At 62.5% G+C, this 17,979-nt stretch carries 17 protein-coding genes and 1 riboswitch; of the genes, 4 read left to right on the top strand and 13 right to left on the bottom strand.

What is annotated here, in order from left to right; translation table 11 throughout:
- Positions 1–86: 86 nt before the first annotated feature.
- A riboswitch (cobalamin riboswitch) is annotated at positions 87–289 on the bottom strand.
- A gap of 507 nt (positions 290–796) precedes the next feature.
- The 3 genes from X735_RS139450 (at position 797) to X735_RS139460 (ending at position 1,572) form a co-directional block, all read left to right on the top strand.
- Positions 797–994 (top strand): DUF680 domain-containing protein, encoded by a 198-nt coding sequence (locus X735_RS139450; RefSeq protein ID WP_013528268.1) that lies wholly within the window; start codon positions 797–799, stop codon positions 992–994.
- A gap of 71 nt (positions 995–1,065) precedes the next feature.
- Positions 1,066–1,266, top strand: coding sequence for a DUF680 domain-containing protein (locus tag X735_RS139455; RefSeq protein ID WP_023813653.1), 201 nt, complete (start codon positions 1,066–1,068; stop codon positions 1,264–1,266).
- A 69-nt stretch (positions 1,267–1,335) separates the two neighbouring features.
- Complete coding sequence (locus X735_RS139460) at positions 1,336–1,572, top strand: DUF680 domain-containing protein (RefSeq protein ID WP_023813652.1); 237 nt, start codon at positions 1,336–1,338, stop codon at positions 1,570–1,572.
- A gap of 77 nt (positions 1,573–1,649) precedes the next feature.
- On the opposite strand, the gene ugpC is transcribed toward X735_RS139460, so the two are convergent.
- From ugpC to X735_RS0135080, 6 genes are all read right to left on the bottom strand, one after another.
- A complete protein-coding gene (ugpC, locus tag X735_RS139465) occupies positions 1,650–2,762 on the bottom strand; it encodes a sn-glycerol-3-phosphate ABC transporter ATP-binding protein UgpC (protein ID WP_023813651.1) in 1,113 nt (370 codons plus the stop codon).
- A gap of 24 nt (positions 2,763–2,786) precedes the next feature.
- A complete protein-coding gene (locus X735_RS139470; RefSeq protein ID WP_031213706.1) occupies positions 2,787–4,451 on the bottom strand; it encodes an alpha-glucosidase family protein in 1,665 nt (554 codons plus the stop codon).
- 4 nt (positions 4,452–4,455) lie between these two features.
- Positions 4,456–5,610, bottom strand: a complete 1,155-nt coding sequence (locus tag X735_RS139475) for a carbohydrate ABC transporter permease (RefSeq protein WP_023813649.1) — start codon at positions 5,608–5,610, stop codon at positions 4,456–4,458.
- Between the two features lies 1 nt (position 5,611).
- Positions 5,612–6,625, bottom strand: a complete 1,014-nt coding sequence (locus X735_RS139480; RefSeq protein WP_023813648.1) for a sugar ABC transporter permease — start codon at positions 6,623–6,625, stop codon at positions 5,612–5,614.
- 227 nt (positions 6,626–6,852) lie between these two features.
- The gene (locus X735_RS1000000170020) at positions 6,853–7,122 is read right to left on the bottom strand and encodes a hypothetical protein (RefSeq protein WP_031213705.1); all 270 of its coding nucleotides are present in this window, start codon (positions 7,120–7,122) and stop codon (positions 6,853–6,855) included.
- Entirely contained in the window at positions 7,106–8,431 is a 1,326-nt protein-coding gene (locus tag X735_RS0135080) for an ABC transporter substrate-binding protein (RefSeq protein ID WP_245273296.1), read from the bottom strand. Before X735_RS0135080 ends, X735_RS1000000170020 begins: the two co-directional genes overlap by 17 nt.
- Before the next feature lie 361 nt (positions 8,432–8,792).
- Between X735_RS0135080 and X735_RS139485 the strand changes: the two genes are divergently transcribed.
- Positions 8,793–9,815 carry a substrate-binding domain-containing protein gene (locus X735_RS139485; protein ID WP_023813647.1) on the top strand — a complete coding sequence of 341 codons (1,023 nt, stop codon included), beginning with the start codon at positions 8,793–8,795 and terminating at the stop codon, positions 9,813–9,815.
- A 32-nt stretch (positions 9,816–9,847) separates the two neighbouring features.
- Here the strand turns inward: X735_RS139485 and X735_RS139490 are convergent, their stop codons facing one another.
- The 7 genes from X735_RS139490 to X735_RS139520 form a co-directional block, all read right to left on the bottom strand.
- Positions 9,848–11,287: a S8 family serine peptidase gene (locus tag X735_RS139490; RefSeq protein WP_023813646.1), complete on the bottom strand. Its 1,440-nt coding sequence runs from the start codon at positions 11,285–11,287 to the stop codon at positions 9,848–9,850.
- Positions 11,277–11,945 (bottom strand): hypothetical protein, encoded by a 669-nt coding sequence (locus X735_RS139495; RefSeq protein ID WP_023813645.1) that lies wholly within the window; start codon positions 11,943–11,945, stop codon positions 11,277–11,279. Before X735_RS139495 ends, X735_RS139490 begins: the two co-directional genes overlap by 11 nt.
- On the bottom strand, positions 11,942–12,508 hold the full coding sequence (locus X735_RS139500) for a sigma-70 family RNA polymerase sigma factor (RefSeq protein ID WP_023813644.1): 567 nt from the start codon (positions 12,506–12,508) through the stop codon (positions 11,942–11,944). The genes X735_RS139495 and X735_RS139500 overlap by 4 nt, the downstream gene beginning before the upstream one ends.
- Before the next feature lie 271 nt (positions 12,509–12,779).
- Entirely contained in the window at positions 12,780–13,619 is an 840-nt protein-coding gene (locus X735_RS139505; protein WP_023813643.1) for an alkaline phosphatase family protein, read from the bottom strand.
- 98 nt (positions 13,620–13,717) lie between these two features.
- Positions 13,718–15,307 (bottom strand): ABC transporter substrate-binding protein, encoded by a 1,590-nt coding sequence (locus X735_RS139510; RefSeq protein ID WP_023813642.1) that lies wholly within the window; start codon positions 15,305–15,307, stop codon positions 13,718–13,720.
- A 183-nt stretch (positions 15,308–15,490) separates the two neighbouring features.
- On the bottom strand, positions 15,491–17,146 hold the full coding sequence (locus X735_RS139515) for an ABC transporter ATP-binding protein (RefSeq protein WP_023813641.1): 1,656 nt from the start codon (positions 17,144–17,146) through the stop codon (positions 15,491–15,493).
- Positions 17,146–17,970 (bottom strand): ABC transporter permease, encoded by an 825-nt coding sequence (locus X735_RS139520; RefSeq protein ID WP_023813640.1) that lies wholly within the window; start codon positions 17,968–17,970, stop codon positions 17,146–17,148. The genes X735_RS139515 and X735_RS139520 overlap by 1 nt, the downstream gene beginning before the upstream one ends.
- Positions 17,971–17,979: the final 9 nt, after the last annotated feature.

Below are 17,979 nucleotides of genomic sequence, written 5' to 3'. Positions count from 1 at the left end.
TGGTGGTGATGGAGGAAGGATTGAAACGCAGGCCGGCTAGGTGCCAGACATGCGCTATCCACCTCTTGACCGCCCACCGCGATCAGTCGAGTCTAACAATCTCGGGCTGGTTTCCGGGCTCTGGAGTTGTCCTTGCGGACCATCGCGACACCTTCCCAGGCAGTTGCCCAGTGGTCTCCCGTTGCGACTTGAACTCCACCACCGTTGCGGGGGCAGCGCCGGATTCTGACCGGCTTCCCAATTCTCCGCCTCGTCGTCACGAAGCGGCACCTGAGATGGTATGATCTAACCACGATCGGGGGCGCGCCGTCGGCATGAAAACGACATCGTATCCATGCGGCGCGACACGGCCTGCGAACGTTCCCGCAGACCGTCGCGGGCTGAAATCCACCTCCCGGATGACCATTTTGCCGGCTGCGATATCCCCGAATCGGACCCCTTGGCGGGGTCAAAAAAGGTTAACGGTTTCGAAAAGTGACTATTAGCTCGATCTAAAATCGAACCGAACGGTTCGTTTCTGTTGACGGTGCGTGCAGGACGGTGTGAACGCTGGGCCTCTGAAACAGTCAGTGATCCATCCAGCGGTTACACTTAACATGCTGATTTAAAGAAGAAAAATATACCCGTAGATTCCCTTGGCACAATTTCAAGGTGTGGATTCATGGTCCACACGGAACAACTTCGTGATTGGAAAAGGCGGGGTTGCCCTCCCACATCGGGGCTGTCCGAACGACGCGATTTCATTTCCAAGACACGCCGCTAGACGGACGGAAAAAGACGATACTGGAGTACAAAAATGAAAAAGATCATTCTCACTGCCGCAGCCCTTCTGGCCATTTCCGGCAGCGCCTTCGCTGGTAGCGACCACTACGGTTCGAACGCCGCGGCAGCCACTGCTGTCGACAGCTCGTACACCGCTTCGACCAAGAAGTCGGAACCGGCTGCTCAGGCGCCTGCCCAGGGTGCTGACCGCAACCTCTTCGGCAACAACTAACAGCCGATTCCCAGTCGACGGCGGGCTCGCCCGCCGCCCTGGCGAAATTCAGACATTCAGGAGTATTTAAGATGAACAAGATCCTCATTGCTGCCGCCGCCGTTCTGGCCATCTCCGGCAGCGCTTTCGCCGGCAGCGACAACTACGGTTCGAACGGCTCTAACCAGCCTGCCGCCGCAGTGGACCAGTCGTACACGGCTTCCACCAAGACCTCGGAACCGGCTGCCCAGACGCCCGCTCAGGGCAGCGACCGTAACCTCTTCGGTCGCTAACAGCCAATTTCGCAAGCGACGGCAGCTGTGTCTGCCGTCCTGGCGAAATCCAGAATTCAGGAGATTAAAATGAACAAGATCCTTATTGCTGCCGCCGCCGTTCTGGCCATCACCGGCAGCGCGTTCGCCGGCAGCGACAACTTTGGCTCCAATGGCGCCAATCAGCCTGCGGTTACTTCGGTTGACAGCGCGCATACGAGCTCGGTCCGCAACAGCGGTGGCCTCGTCGAGAAGCTGCTCAATTCGTCGGGCGACGTGGAGAAGTCCGCCCCTCAGGGCAGCGACCGGAATCTCTTCGGCCGTTAACAGCCGAAGCTGATCTTCTACAAAAGAGCGGCGGGCCTAGCCCGCCGCTCTTTTTGCGTCCAAGACGCGGTCCTGCCTCAGGCCGCCTTCGCTTCAGCCTCATGAAGGGCAAACGACCGTCCGTCAGCGTCGAAGATATGCAGGTCCTCGCCATTGGCGCTCAGCCGCAACGTCGAACCACGCTTGACCTCGACATTGCCGGGCAGCTTGGTCACCAGCGGCAGGTCGGCGCGACCGATGTCGACATAGACCAGCTGAACCTCGCCGAGCTGCTCGAGATAGTCGACCGTCCCCTCGAACAGATAGTCCGCGCCGCTGGCGATGATCAGGTCCTCCGGCCGCACGCCAAAGCTCACCGCAGCACCCTTCGCCGAAGCAGGCGTTGCGATCGGCACGGTTGCCTTGCGTCCGCCGACATGGCTGACGACGGTCGGATTGCCGGTCTTTTCGATGGTCGCGGGCAGGATGTTCATGGCCGGCGAGCCAATGAACTGGGCAACGAACAGATTGCCGGGCTTCTTGTAGAGATCCATCGGCGTGCCGACCTGCTCGATATGGCCGTCCTTGAGCACCACGATGCGGTCGGCAAGCGTCATCGCCTCGACCTGATCGTGGGTGACGTAGATCATGGTCGTGTTGGGCATCGATTCCTTGAGCTTGGCAATTTCGATGCGGGTGGCGACGCGCAGCGCGGCGTCGAGGTTCGAAAGCGGCTCGTCGAACAGGAACACCTTCGGATTGCGCACGATGGCGCGGCCGATGGCGACGCGCTGGCGCTGGCCGCCTGACATCGCCTTGGGCAGGCGGTCGAGATATTTGGTCAATTGCAGGATCTCGGCGGCCTGACGCACACGGCGGTCGATCTCGGCCTTGTTCTCTTTGCCGATCTTCATCGAGAACGCCATGTTGTCGTAGACGGTCATGTGCGGGTAGAGCGCGTAGGACTGGAACACCATGGCGATGCCGCGCTTCGACGGCGGCACGTCGTTCACCACTTCGCCGGCTATTCTAAGCTCGCCGGAGGTGATTTCCTCGAGCCCGGCGATCGATCTCAGCAATGTCGACTTGCCGCAGCCCGACGGGCCGACGAAGACGATGAACTCGCCCGACTTAATATCGAGGTCGATGCCGTGGAGAATGTTCAGATTGCCGTAGGACTTCTTCACTTGTCTTAGCGTGACATCGGCCATTGGTTTCCTCCAGTGATTGGAAATTCAGTCGAGACGCCCGAACCAGGCGCCGTAGCCGCCAAGCTCGATGGAACCGCTGTTCGCCTGCCCCGAAAATCCGTGCCCGGGCAGAGGTTGCAGCGATCGGCCGCCAAGGTCAACCTTGGCCGGCCCTGCTCCCAGATTGAAGACGCAGACGATCTGCTCGTTGCCTGCGCGGCGCGTGAAGGCGACGGTATCTCCCTCACTTTCGATGAAGGTGATGTCGCCCTTGGCGAGCGCCGGATGGGCACGCCGGAAGGTGAGAAAGCGTCGGTAGTGCTCAAGCAGCGAAGCCTCGTCGCCCTGTTGGACATTGACCGCTTGCGCTAGATGCTTGGCCGGCACCGGCAGCCAGGGCTTTGCTGGGGAGAAGCCGCCATTCTTGGCGCCGCCATCCCACACCATCGGTGTGCGGCAGCCGTCGCGGCCCTTGAATTCCGGCCAGAAGCGGATGCCATAGGGATCCTGCAAATCCTCGAATCGCAGCTCTGCTTCACCGAGCCCAAGCTCCTCGCCCTGATAGATGCAGACCGAACCGCGCAGGGACATCAGCAGCGCCGAGATGACCTTGAGATAGGCGGTCGGGTCGGCCTCATTGGCCGCCCAGCGCGAGGCCGGACGCATCACATCATGGTTAGAAAAGGCCCAGCACGACCAGCCATCGCTGGCGACCTTGCCGAAGGATTCCAGCACCGAGCGGACCTTGCCCGCGCTGATCTTTTCCGGCGCCAGGAAATCGAAGGAGTAGCACATGTGCACGCGCTTGCCGCCGGCGGTGTAGGCGGCAACCACTTCAAGCCCGCGCTGCGAATCGCCGACCTCGCCGACCGCTGCGGTTGCCGGATATTCATCGAGCAGGGCGCGGAACCGTTCGAGGAAGCCGAGGTTCTCGGGGCGGCTCTTGTCGTAGAGATGGTCCTGGTAGTTGTAGGGGTTGACCGCCGGCGCGGTCTGGTCGTTGCGCTCTTCCGGCGGCAGCGGCGGATTGTTTTCCAGGCCCTGGCTGTGGAAGTAGAAATTGATGGTGTCGAGCCGGAAACCATCGACGCCGCGCTCCAGCCAGAAGCGGGTGACGTCGAGCAATGCGTCCTGGACTTCGTGGTTGTGGAAGTTGAGGTCGGGCTGTTCGGCCAGGAAATTGTGCATGTAATATTGCTGGCGACTGGTGTCCCATTGCCAGGCCGAGCCGCCGAAGATCGACAGCCAGTTGTTGGGCGGCGTGCCGTCCGGCCTGGCGTCCGCCCAGACGTACCAGTCGGCTTTCGGGTTGCTGCGGCTCGACCGGCTTTCCTTGAACCATGGGTGGTTGTCGGCGGTGTGCGACAGCACCTCGTCGATCATCACCTTCAAGCCCAGCCTGTGTGCCTCGGCGGTCAGCGCGTCGAAATCGGCCAGCGTGCCGAACATCGGATCGACATCGCAATAGTCTGACACGTCGTAGCCGAAATCCTTCATAGGCGACTTGAAGAACGGCGAAATCCAGATGGCGTCCGCGCCGAGTGCGGCGATGTAGGGGAGGCGGCCTATGATGCCCTTGAGATCACCGATGCCGTCGCCATTCGAGTCCTGATAGCTGCGCGGATAGATCTGGTAGATCACCGCGCCCCGCCACCAGTCGCGATCGATGGCGAGGTCAGGCTTCGAGCTGGCCTTCAAAGCGGATTGCATCGTCTCAGCCTCCTTTCACCGAGCCGGCAAGCAGCCCGCGGACAAAATAGCGCTGCAGCGAGAAGAACACGATCAGCGGCACAATGATGGTCACGAAAGCCGATGTCGTCAGAATCTCCCAGTCGCCGCCGCGCGAGCCCAACAGCGCGTTGAGCTTGGCGGTCAGCACGATCTGGTCTGCCTCTGTACCGAGGAAAACCATCGCCACCAGCAGATCGTTCCATACCCACAGGAACTGGAAGATGGCAAACGAAGCCAGCACCGGGAACGACAGCGGCAAGACGATCTTGACGAAGATCTCGAAATCGCTGGCGCCGTCGATGCGCGCCGATTCCATGATTTCGCGCGGCAAGCCGGCAATGTAGCTGCGCAGCAGGTAGATGGCGAAGGGCAGGCCGAAGCCGGTATGCGCCAGCCAGATGCCGAGATAGGTCTTCGACGGCATGCCGAAGAAAGCGCCGACGCCATTATAGAGTTTCAACAACGGGATCAGCGACATCTGCAATGGCACCACCAGCAGGCCGATGATAACCGCGATCAGCAGCGCCCGGCCGGGAAACCGCATCCAGGCCAGCGCATAGGCGGCAAAGGCGGCGATCAGGATCGGGATGATTGTCGCTGGGATAGTGACGGTCAGCGAATTCATGAATGACCGTCCGATGCCCTCGGAGAACAGCACGGTTCTGTAATTGTCGGTGGTGAATTTCGGCGGCGCCGATGAGGCATAGTAGATGCGCTGGCCGCGATCGCCTTCGAACGCTTTCGGGGACTGCATGATGAAGCTGCCGTCGGCATTGAGTTGCAAGGTCACGCCGTCGCCGAGATCGGCTGTCGTGCCGGAGGTATACTGCGTCGGCGCCGCCGATTTGACGCCGAAGGCGCTGATGTCGCGCTTGGCGCCGTCGCCGAAGATATTGCCTTCGAGGACGAACTTGCCGTCCTTCTCGGCTTGCGCCGAGGCGGGCGGCAGCCGGCCGGCTTCCGTCTGGGTGGAACTGGCGAACGAGTTCCACCATCCCGAGGCGATGATCTGGTTCTTGTCGCGCAGCGACGAGACCAGGATGCCGAGCGTCGGTATGGTCCAGATCGCGACGAAGATGAGCACGGCGATGTGGACGCCAAAGCGGCTGGCGAAGGAATTTCCGGTCGCGACGGCCATCTCAATGTCCTCCCGTCTCTTTGTTCGCCTGGCGGATGTTCCAGACCATGATCGGAATGACCGCGATCATGATGATGATGGCAATGGTGGCGCCGCGGCCGAAATCGCCGCCGCCGCGGAACATCCAGTCGAACATCAGATTGGCCAGCACCTGGCTGTTCCACTGGCCGTTGGTCATGGTCAGCACGATGTCGAACACTTTGAGCACCAGAATGGTGATCGTGGTCCAGACCACGGCGATGGTGCCCCAGATCTGCGGCACCATGATCTTCCAGAAGATCTGGAACGGATTGGCGCCGTCGATGACAGCGGCTTCCAGCGTTTCCTCGGGGATGCCGCGCAGGGCGGAAGACAGGATGACCATGGCAAAGCCGGTCTGGATCCAGATCAGGATGATCATCAGGAAGAAATTGTTCCAGAACGGCAGCGATATCCAGACCTGCGGTTGGCCGCCGAAATGCTGGATGATGGCGTTGAGGATGCCGATCTGCGTCTGGCCTTCGCCCCGATACTCGTAGATGAATTTCCAGATGACGCTGGCGCCGACGAAGGAGATCGCCAGCGGCAGGAAGATCAGGCTCTTGGCGATCGTGCCCCACCAGATCTTGTCGGTGAGCACGGCGATGATCAGCCCGAGGAAGGTGCAAGCTGCCGGCACCACCGCGAGCCAGATGATGTTGTTGAGGATCGAGTTGCGGAACTCGCGATCGCCGAACGCCCATTCATAGTTCGCCAGGCCGACGAAATTGATGCCGCTGCGATCGAGGAACGACAGCCGCAGCGTCTCGACCACCGGATAGATCAGGTAAATGGTGAGGATGATCATCGCCGGACCGACGAACAGCCATGGCCGGACCAGCCCTTGCCGGCGCAGATTGTCGATGGCCGCGGCACCGGCGACGCCGCGTGACGGGAATATCAGGTCGACCAGCCTGTTGGCGCCCCAGAAATAGGCGACGCAACCGCCGACCCCGATGATGATGACAGTTATGGCCGAGAAAATCTGAGCCGCCATGGGTCCCTCTCCCCCTGCGCATGATCCGACAAGGAATGACCTTGGTGACGGGGACCAGGCGCCGATTCAGTTGTTTGGAGCACGTCATCGGCGGTTTGCGCACATTGCCGATCGCGCTTCATGTCAATGCGCTCATGACGAAAGGCTGCGGCACGGGCAGCCGTCGGATCCGGGCCAGTAGGGCCCGGACCCAGTGCGAGAATGGTTGGTCGCTTACGTGCCGGCCGCTACTTGATCGCGTCCCAGCTCTTCTGGATGTCGGTGGCGACGTCCTGCGCCGACTTGCCGCCGACCAGGTCGATCATGCCGGTCCAGAAGGCGCCGGCGCCGATCTTGCCCGGCATCAGGTCGGAACCGTCGAAGCGGAAAGTCGAGGCATTGGCGAGGATTTCGCCCTGCTTCTTCAGCGCGTCGCTGGCATAGGCATCCTTGTTGACCGACTTGAGCGGCGTGACGAAGCCGCCCTGGGCCATCCAGATTTCATGTGCCAGCGGCATTTTCAGGAATTCGATGAACGCGCGTGCACCCTTCGAATCCTTGGTGATCATGGCCAGCGTGCCGGCGCCGAGCACAGGCGTGCCCAGCTCGGGCTTGGATGCATAGGGCGGGAAGTAGAAGAAGTCGGCGTCCTGTCCAACCTTTGTGCCTTCCGGGAAGAAGGTCGGGATGAACGATGCCTNAGCCGCCTTCGGCCATCCAGATCTCGTGGGCGAGCGGCATCTTCAGGAATTCGATGAACGCGCGCGCACTCTTGCTGTCCTTGGTGATCATCGCCAGCGTACCGGCGCCGAGCACGGGCGTGCCCAGTTCAGGCTTGGAGGCATAGGGCGGGAAGTAGAAGAAGTCCGCGTCCTGGCCGACCTTGGTGCCTTCCGGGAAGAAGGTCGGGATGAACGATGCCTGGTGGTGCAGGTAGCATTTCGGCGGCACCGAAAAGAGACCCTTCGGACTGTCGCGGAAATCGGTCGCCGCAACCGCCTTGGCGCCGCCGTCGACCATCTTGTCGTCGGTCGCGATCTTGCCGAATATGTCGATGGCGTTGACCACCGCCGGATCGTTGAACGGAATCTCGTTCTTCACCCATTTGTCGTAGACCTCCGGAGGCTGGGTGCGCAGCATCAGGTCTTCGACCCAGTCGGTCGCCGGCCAGCCGGTGGCGCCGCCGGAGCCGAGGCCGATGCACCATGGCTTGCCGCCATCGGCGATGATCTTCTTTTCGAGATCGGCGAGTTCTTCCTGGGTCTTCGGCACCTTGTAGCCGGCTTCCTCGAAATTATCCGGCGAGTACCAGACCAGCGACTTCACGTCGGCCTTGTAAGGGAAGGCGAAGAAGCCCGGCTTGCCGTCTTTGTCCTTGAAGGTGCCGAGATCGACCCATGACTGGCCGGCGCCATAATTGTCCTTGACCCATTTGGCGGTGTCGTCACCGAGTGGCGTCAAAAGGCCCTTCGATGCCAGATCCTGGATCAGGCCCGGCTGGGGCAGCACGGCGATGTTGGGCGGGCTGCCGGCCTGTGTGTCGATGACGATCTGCTGCTCGTAATTCTCCGAGGAGGAGTATTTGATCTCGACGCCGGTGGCTTCCGAGAAATAGTCGAGAACGCCGCGCACCAGGCCTTCGTCCTCGCCGCGCCACGGCCCGAAGATCGACAGTGTCTCACCCTTGAGGTCGACTTTCTTGAGTTCTTCGTAGTTCGCCCAGTTGAAGCGCTTGTCTTCGCCGGGCTTGAACTTCAGTTCGGCCTGCGCGGGCGCGTTCAGGGCGAACGTGGCAAACGCAGCACCCAGCAAAAGCATTTTCTTCATCGGTATTCCTCCCAGTGGGTCTCACACACCGGACGGAACCTCCATTCCGCCCGCCGACGCCGCAGGACTGTGACTCAGTCGGAAAGGAACCGCAACCTTTCGAAGAGTCTTCCAAAGCGCTTTGGCTTTTTCGATCACGCCATTGAATTGCCAGGAAGTCAAGAGGCTGGCGAATTAATCGATTTAGGTTCGCGCATCTTAACTCCTGAAAGTGCGCTGCAGCATACTATTATGGCGATGCAGCAGCAATTTTTGTTTCAAACACGCCCAAACCGCGTCTATGGTTCGGCTTGTATGGCTCGGCCTCGGTGGCACTTGGGTCGATTCAATTTAAAAGCGCTTTGAGGGAATGGAGACTTTCGTGAACCTCAAGCAGCTCGCCCACATGCTGGCACTTTCGCAAACCACGGTAAGCCGCGCTCTGAACGGCTATCCCGAGGTCAACGAGGAAACGCGCAGGCGTGTCATGGATGCCGCCAAGCGCCATGGCTACCGTCCCAACCCGAGCGCGCGCCGGCTGGCGACCGGCAAGACCGGCATGATCGGCTATGTCCTGCCGACCGGTGCGTCCGTCGACATCGATCCGCATTTCGTCGAGTTCCTGTCCGGTCTTGGCGACTATGCCCGCTCGCACGAGCTCGATCTTGTGCTGTCGCCGGCCGACGCCGACGACCAGGAAACCACCTACCGGCGCATCGTCGCCAACCGGCAGGTCGACGCCGTCTACATCTCCTCGCCGCGGCCCGTTGACCGGCGCGTGGCGCTGGTCAACACGCTCGGCATTCCCTTCATCGTCCATGGCCGCAGTGAGGGCTTCGACTTCGACTATGCTTTTACCGACATCGACAATGAGGGCGCCTTCCACGAAGCGGCCAGGCTGCTGATCCAGCTCGGTCATCGGCGGCTGGCGCTGATCAATGGTGACGACCGCGAGACCTTCGCCATCCATCGAGAACGCGGCGTGCGCCGGGCGCTTGCCGCGAGCGGACTGACATTGAGCGAACGCCATGTCTGCTCGGTCGATATGACCGAGGAGAACGGCTATCGCGCCACCAGGCGCTTGCTGGAAGAGGACGACGCGCCGACCGCGATCGCCTGCTCCAGCCTGATCATGGCGCTGGGCGTCGTGCGTGCGGTGCGCGACCTGGGCCTGAGCATTCCGGGCGACGTGTCGCTGATCGCCCATGACGATGTCTTCCCCTGGCTGAGGCCGGAGAATTTTTCGGTGCCGCTGTCAACGACGCGTTCATCGATCCGTCTGGCCGGCGCCCGTGTCGCCGAGCGGCTGGCGGCACGGATTTCCGGCCTGGAGGAGGGTGCCCGCGGAGAGGTCTGGCCGGTCGACCTGGTGGTTAGGGGATCGGTGGCGGGGGCGCCTGTTTAGAACTGTCTCCCGAAGCGCTGCAAGCGCCGACCTTACTCCTTCGCAGCCCCTGCCGCCTTGATGTCCAGCAGCCCGTAGCCGAAATCATTGTCGCGTCCCTTTGGGCCGAGATCCCTGGCCGTCGCCGCGAGCGCTTTCTCGATGTCGTCGGCCGAACGATCAGGCGCGGCATGGATGAGATTGGCGATGGCGCCACTCACGATCGCCGCCGCAAACGAGGTGCCTGTGACCACGTCCGAACCGCCGCCGCTCGGCGCCACCATCTCGACGCCGGGCGCCGAGATGAAGACATAGGCGCCGCGATTGGCCTGCGGCATCAGCCCATCCTTGGCGTCGGTGGCGGTGACTGCGATGACACCATCGAAGGCCGCCGGATAGCCATAGGGCGCCTTCGGCCCGTTGTTGCCGGCTGCGGCGACCAGCACCATGCCGAGTGCGCGGGCATTGCGGCAGGCGACGCCGAGCAAATCGTTCTTCGGCCCGACGAAGCTCATATTGATGATGCGCACGTCCTGTTCCGCCGCCCAGTCGAGCGCCGACAGGATGACGTCCATGGTCGACTTGCCGCCCTCGAAGGCGCGGGCGTGATAGATTTTTGCGCCCGGCGCCATGCCTTCCAGCACGCCGACGCCGGCGATCAGCCCGTCGATCGACGTGCCGTGATCGCGCTTTTCGATCGGCACGTCGGGCATGGCGTCGAACTGCCCGGCAATGACGCCCGACAGCGCCGGGTTGGTGTCGTCGATGCCGGTGTCGATCACCGCGATGCGAACGTTTTCGCCGCTGGCCTGTTTGGAATCGAGCGCGATATGATCGAACGCATAGTTGACGATGCCGGCGGCCTGCTGCAGCGAATACACATGATTGGGCTCGCGCCGCTGTGTGCGGCCGTCGGCGGCCAGTTGCGCCAGCACGACGCCGACGGGCCGGCCGTCGGGAATGCCGAAGCGCACCAGCGTGGTGCCAAGCAGCCGCGACTGGCGCTGCGAGCGCACCTGCAGGCCGAAGGAGGCGGCGATCTGCTGCACGGCACCGGCATCGCCGTCGACGGTCACCAGCACCTCGTCGGGCACGAAATCGCCGACCACGGCGCGCCGCGGCTGAACGGCGATGAGATCGGTCGGCGAGACGATCGGGCCGCCAGGCGGGGGGCCGGCTTGAGTATCGGCAGGCAGCGTCGCGGGTGCCGGCCGTGGCGTCGGCACAGGGGTCGGAGGCGCCTCCGGGTTGGGAAACAGGTCGACGATCAGCGCCGGCAGGAAGACGGCGCCGGATTGGCCTGCGTCCGATCCGCCCTTTGTGTCATTGCCGTTCTTGGCGCAGTCGGCTCCCGCCGCATTGGTCCCGTCGCGGCAGTCGATTTTGGTCTGGTCTGGATTGGGGTCGTTGGTCTGCGCCGACGCGGGCACGGCGACGATTGTCATCGCCGCCGCAAGGATTGCCGCAAATCGAATGACTGCCTCAGCCGCCATCAACGGGTTTCCTTCCCTCGATCACAGTTTCCGTGAAAGCCTGGGCGGCAACAAGGCCGATTTGCTTGTTGTAGTCGGCAGCGGTCGGGGCCGGAATGCCAAGCCGGAACACGCCGTCGGCGGTCGGTCCGCCGATGATCTTCAGCCCGTTGCTGCCGAGGAAGGCGGATATGTCCGACATGTTGGCATCCGGCTTGAACTTGACCAGGGCGAACGGCATTTTCGCCGGATCGTTTTCCGCGCCGGCAATCTCGAAATCATTGCCTTTGCCGCCTGGTTCGACAAACGACTGCACCATGACCAGGGCCAGCAGAACCGCGGCTGCCGCCCAGGCGACACCGACCGGCACCGCCATGAAGCGGCCCCAGGCCTGCGCCAGCCAGGACGATCCTGCCGGCTTGCGCGCAGGCCCGGCCTCGGCGTCGAGTGCCTTGGCAAAGCGGCTGAGCGCATCGGCCGGCGGCCGGATTGCTTCGTTGGCGGCCGTGGCGCCGGAGAATTCGGCTTCAGCCTCACCAAGGGCGGCAAGTGCGGCCGGATCGCTGGCCAGCCATTCCTCGACCGCTTCCAGATCGGAACCTTCCAGCGAGCCGTTCAGGTAGAACGGCAGCAGCGTTTCCATTTCGTCGCGGCGCGACATCTTTTCAGCGGCGCTCATGGCCACCCCCTGTCGTAACCGGCGGCCTTGAGGGCCTCTCCGAGTTTCTTGCGGGCGTAGAACATCCGGGTCTTGACGGTGGCGACCGGAATGTCGAGCACCTCGCCGATCTCGCTCACCGACTGTCCGTGATAATAGGCAAGATCGATGACGACGCGATGCTCTTCGGGCAAGGTTTCGACGAAGCGCCGCAGGGCGGCGGCCTTGTCTTCCTTCATGGTGACGACTTCCGGCGTGTCGGCGCCGTCGGGCACCGCGGCGGCGGCCTCGTCGTCGATCCAGTCTTCCTTCTTCTTGCGCAGAAAGGACAGCGCCTTGAAACGGGCGATGCCGAGCAGCCATGTCGAGACTTCGGAGCGCCCTTCGAAGCCCGGCGCCTGGCGCCACAGCTCGAGGAAGACTTCGTTGGCGATATCGTCGGCCATCATTTCCGATCCCGTCTGGCGCGTCACGAAGCGGTAGACCCGCGCATGGTGACGCATGAACAGGAGCCGCACGGCGGCACGGTCGCCCTTCGCGACCCGGTCGACGAGAGCGCGATCGGTCTCCGTCGCTGCCGTCATGGCCGGTCGAGCCGCCTGGCTCCTGTCTGCTCTGTCGCTGATCGGTCCAAAAAGGTTCATCCTCCGCCAAGGAATTTTTAGGAGGCTAACCGAAGAGCGGGGCGGTTGCCAGAGCATCCCTTCTCCCCCGTCACTATACGGGGAGAAGGTGCCGGCAGGCGGATGAGGGGCGGCGCCGGCGTTCGCTGTTCATATGCCATGTTGGCGCTGCCCTCATCCTTACCCTCTTCCCGTAAAGGACGGGGAGAGGGGGACGCCAACGGAGCGCTTGTCACCCCAAAAACGGCTTCGCCTTCATCGTCTCCGGTATTGCCACACCCAGCCGGCTCAGCACTGTCGGCGCCAGCTGCAGCTGGTCGAGCAGCGTGTCGGCCTGCGGACCCTTATCTTGTCCAAAATAGTACAGCGCGAAATCCTGCATCTCGTCGTCATGGCCGCCATGATGGCCACGATCGGTCTGGCCGTGATCGGCGGTGACGATCACCTCATAGCCGGCTTCGATCCAGCGCGGCAGGAAGGCCGCCAGCATGCCGTCCATCGCATAGACAGCGTGGTCCATCTCATGGCAGTCGTGGCCGAAGCGGTGCCCCATCGAATCCAGCGTGCAGGTGTGCAGGATGCCGTAGTCGATGCCATGGCGTTTCGTCAGCATCGTCAGTGTCGCGAACAGGTCGACATCGCTCGGCGTCATCTGGTTGCGAAGATTGTAACCGGTCATGGTGTGGAAGCGGCCATGCGTGATCGGCCCGCTTGGCTCGTCGAATTCCATGTCCTCGACCAGGTCGAACGGATAGGCGCGGAAGAACTCCGACCAGTAGGAATGGGTCACCGCCCCCGTCTTGCCGCCTGCCTTGCTGACCTCGGAGAAGATATCGGGCTGCTCGACGCGGAACCGGTTCTCGTTGGAGAGAATCCCGTGCACCTGCGGTGAGACCCCGGTGTGGATCGACGCATAGCAGCAGGCCGAGGTCGACGGCAGCACCGAGCGCATCTTCCAGACGCGCGCCTCGCCCGATTGCACCCAACCTTCGAGATTGCCCATCAGCCGGCGCCAGTTCCGGTAGGGCACGCCATCGAGGATGATCAGCAGAAGCTTGGATTTGAGCGCCATGAGCTGCTCCATGCGGTTGGCGGTTGAAACGGGAACGCCGTGTGCCGTCCCGGGCACACGGCGTTCTTGATAGATGAAATCGGACGATCAGAGTCCGCTCAAGCGTTGAGCCAGCACTCGGCAAGCGCGTAGCCGTCCATCATTTCGCCGATAGGGCTCTTGGCATAGCCGCCGATCTTGTTGGTGGCGGCCGCGTCGATGAACTGGTTGAAGAAGGGCACGATCAGCCCGCCTTCGTCACGCATCATCACTGCCATATCGTGGTAGATCGCCTGGCGCTTGGCCTGGTCGAGCTCGCCGCGCGCGGTAAACAGCATCTTGTCGAATTCCGGCCGCTTGAAGCGCGTGTCGTTCCAGTCGGCGGTCGAGACATAGCCGGTGGAATACATCTGGTCCTGCGTGGCGCGTCCGCCCCAGTAGGAGGGCGAGAAAGGCTGCTTGTTCCAGACCTCCGACCAATAGCCGTCGCCGGGTTCGCGCTTGATCTCGATCTTGATGCCGGCTTTGGCGCAGGACTGCTGATAGAGCTGTGCGGCATCGACGGCGCCCGGGAAGGCGACGTCCGAGGTGCGCAGCACGATCGAGCCGCTGTGGCCTGATTTCTTGTAGGCTGCCGCCGCCTTGTCCGGATCGAACTTGCGCTGCTCGATGTCGGCGGAAAACAGCGGATAGGCCTCGTTGATCGGGAAGTCGTTACCCACCGAGCCATAGCCGCGCAGGATCTTTTCCAGCATCTCGTCGCGGTCCATGGCTAGCTTCAGCGCCATGCGCAGATCGTTGCTGTCGAAGGGGGCGGTGTCGCAGAACATATTGAACGGGTAGTAACCCTTGCCCGAGACGTTCTCGATGGAAACGCCGGCGATGCGCTTGACGAGATCGACGACCTTGGGTTCGACGCGGTTGATCATGTGCACCTGGCCGCCCTGCAAGGCTGCAAGCCGTGCCGTCGCATCATTGATGACGATGATCTCGACCTGGTCGGCATGGCCGGCCTTGTCGCGCAGCCAGTAATTGGCGAAACGCTCGCCGCCATGGCGCACGCCGGGCTGGTTGACGCTAACTTTATAGGGACCGGCGCTGATGCCGGCGTTCGGATCGTCCTTGCCGCCATTCGGCTGGATGGTGAGATGATAGTCGGCCATCAGATAGGGGAAGTCGGCATCGGCGTCGCCGAGCGTGACGATGACCTCCTTGCCGCTCGCCTTGATCCCCTTGATGTTCTTGAGGATGCCGAGTGCTCCGGACTTGGACTTCTCATCCGCATGTCGCTCGATGGTGGCGGCAACATCCTCCGCGCCGACCGTCTTGCCATTGTGGAACTCGATGCCGTCGCGGATCTTGATTGTCCATGTCTTGGCGTCGGCCGAGGCGCCAATCTCCTCGGCAATCAGGTTGACCAGCTTGTTGTCCGGTGTGAGGCGCACGAGATACTCGCCCCAAAGCTTGCCGAAGCTGAAGGTAACCTGGCTGAGGTTCAACGCCGGATCGAGACTGTTGGTGGATTCACCGCCCTGCAGGCCGGCCTTGATGATACCGCCCTTCACCGCCGTCTGGGCAAATGCCTTGCCGGCCAGCGCCGGCATCAGGGCCGCCGATACGCCGAGCGCGGCGGCGCGCCCGAGAAAGGCGCGACGCGATATCCGGCCTTGACCGGCGAGTTCAGCGAGATAATCGAGTTCAGTCTTCATGTCCTACCCCTGTTTAAAAGTCGTGCGAGCGGCGCTTGTCCCGAAGGACGTGTGGCGTTCTAGTGTTGCATCCGGATGACGGTCGCCGGCGCCCCGATGTGGCGGCTTGATCTGACGCGATTTCCAGGGAAGCGCCCTGCATTTCTTCCGGGAGTACTGGTCTCCAGTTTTCCCGGAATTGCTTTAGTTCCCCGCGCTGGCCATGCGCCGTCCCTTGATTGCCTTTTCCAGCCAGCCGATTTCCATCTCTGGAACCGAGGAGAGCAGGAGGTCGGTATAGGCGTCGAAGGGCGGGCTCAGCACCTTGCTCTTGGGGCCATAGCGCACCACTTCGCCGCGATACATCACCGCGATCGAATCGGCGATAGACTTCACCGTCGCGAGGTCATGCGTGATGAACAGATAGGCGACGTTCTCTTCCTTCTGCAGCTCGAGCAGCAGCTCGAGAATGCCGTGTGCCACCAGCGGATCGAGTGCCGAGGTGACCTCGTCGCAGATAATCAACTTGGGCTTGGCGGCAAGTGACCGGGCGATGCAGACGCGTTGCTTCTGGCCGCCGGAAAGCTCGGCCGGGTAGCGATCGGAAAAGCCCTTGCCCATCTCGATCTTGTCGAGCAGTTCGGTAACGCGCCTGTCGCGCTCGCGGCCGCGCATGCCGAAATAGAATTCGAGCGGCCGGCCGATGATGGTGGCGACGGTCTGGCGCGGGTTCATCGCCACATCGGCCATCTGGTAGATCATCTGCAACTGGCGCAGATCCTCCTTCGGCCGGTCGGCCAGCCGGTTGGCCAGCGGACGTCCGTCGAAGGTCACCGTACCCGCTTCGGGTGGCAAAAGCCCGGTGATGGCGCGTGCCAGCGTCGATTTGCCGGAGCCGGACTCGCCGACCACGGCCAGTGTCTGGCCCGGATAGATGTCGACCGAGACGTTCTTCAGCACCTTGATGTCGCTGCGGCCATAGGCGGCGGTGACGTTCTTCACCGACAGGAACGGCGTCGTGCCGGGTTTCTGCTCCTGGTGTTCGATCTCATGCACCGAGACCAACGCATTGGTGTATTCCTGGCGCGGCTCCTTGATGATCTGCCTTGTGCCGCCCCATTCGACCAGCCTTCCATGGCGCAGCACCATGATCTCGTCTGAGACCTGGGCGACGACGGCAAGGTCGTGCGTGATGTAGAGCGCCGCGACATGGGTGTCGCGGATGGCGTCCTTGATCGCCGCCAGCACGTCGATCTGCGTCGTCACGTCGAGCGCCGTGGTCGGCTCGTCGAAGACGATCAGGTCCGGCTCCGAGCACAGCGCCATCGCTGTCATCACGCGCTGCAACTGGCCGCCCGACACCTGGTGCGGAAAGCGCTCGCCGATGGTTTCGGGGTTCGGCAGGCTGAGCTTCTTGAACAGCGCAACCGCGCGCTTCTCGGCCTCGGCACGTGTCGCCGTACCGTGCAGCAGCGTGGCTTCCACCACCTGGTCCATCAGCCGGTGCGCCGGGTTGAAGGCGGCTGCCGCCGATTGCGCGACATAGCAGACCTCGCGGCCGCGTAATTTGCGGAAGCCGTCCTTGCCGCCCTTGAGGATGTCGCGGCCGTTCAGGATCACCTCGCCGCCGGTGATGCGCACGCCACCGCGGCCATAGCCCATCGACGACAGGCCGATGGTCGACTTGCCGGCGCCGGACTCGCCGATCAGGCCGAGCACCTTGCCTTTTTCAAGCGTCAGCGAGACATCGTGCACCAACACGATGTTCTTTGGCGGCTCGCCGGGCGGGAAGACGGTGGCTTCGATACGCAGATTGCGGATGTCGAGCAGCAGGCCTGATTTCGCTTTGGTGTCGGCCATCACCCGCGTCCTCCCTTGAGGCTGGTCGTCCGGTTGAGCACCCAGTCGGCAACCAGGTTGACGGAAATCGCCAACAGTGCGATCGCCGCCGCCGGGATAAGCGCGGCCGCGATGCCGAAGACGATGCCGTCCTTGTTTTCCTTGACCATGCCGCCCCAGTCGGCGTCCGGTGGCTGCACGCCAAGGCCGAGGAACGACAGCGTCGACAGGAACAGCACGGCATAGATGAAGCGCAGGCCGAGTTCCGAAACCAGCGGTGACAGTGCGTTGGGCAGGATCTCACGGAAGATGATCCAGCCGCTGCCCTCACCACGCAGTTTCGCCGCCTCGACATAGTCCATGACGTTGATGTCGACGGCGACCGCGCGCGACAGGCGATAGACGCGGGTCGAATCCAGAATGCCCATCACCAGGATCAGCGTCACCAGGTTGGTCGGTAGCACGGACAGCACGACGAGACCCATGATCAGCGTCGGGATAGACATCAAGAGATCGACGAGGCGCGACAGCAGCGTATCGAACCAGCCGCCGAAGACGGCCGCCGAGAAGCCGAGGATGGCGCCGAGCGAGAATGACAGCGCGGTGGCCAGCACCGCGATGAACAAAGTGATGCGGGCGCCGTAGATCATGCGCGAAAGCAGGTCGCGGCCGAGATTGTCGGTGCCTAGCAAATGAGCAGCCGACATCGGTTCCCAGACATCGCCGACGATTTCGCCATTGCCGTGCGGCGCGATCCAGGGGGCGAAGACCGCCGCCAGGACGAACAATGCCGTCAGCACGATGCCGATCAGAGCGGGGATGGGGATGCGTTTGATATCGAGCATATCCGCCCC

This window comes from Mesorhizobium sp. L2C084A000, from assembly GCF_000502875.1.
In the GTDB taxonomy this organism is placed as follows: Bacteria; Pseudomonadota; Alphaproteobacteria; order Rhizobiales; family Rhizobiaceae; genus Mesorhizobium.
The sequence above is the reverse complement of the archived record's forward strand: the minus strand, read 5'-3'. Positions and strand labels throughout refer to the sequence as shown.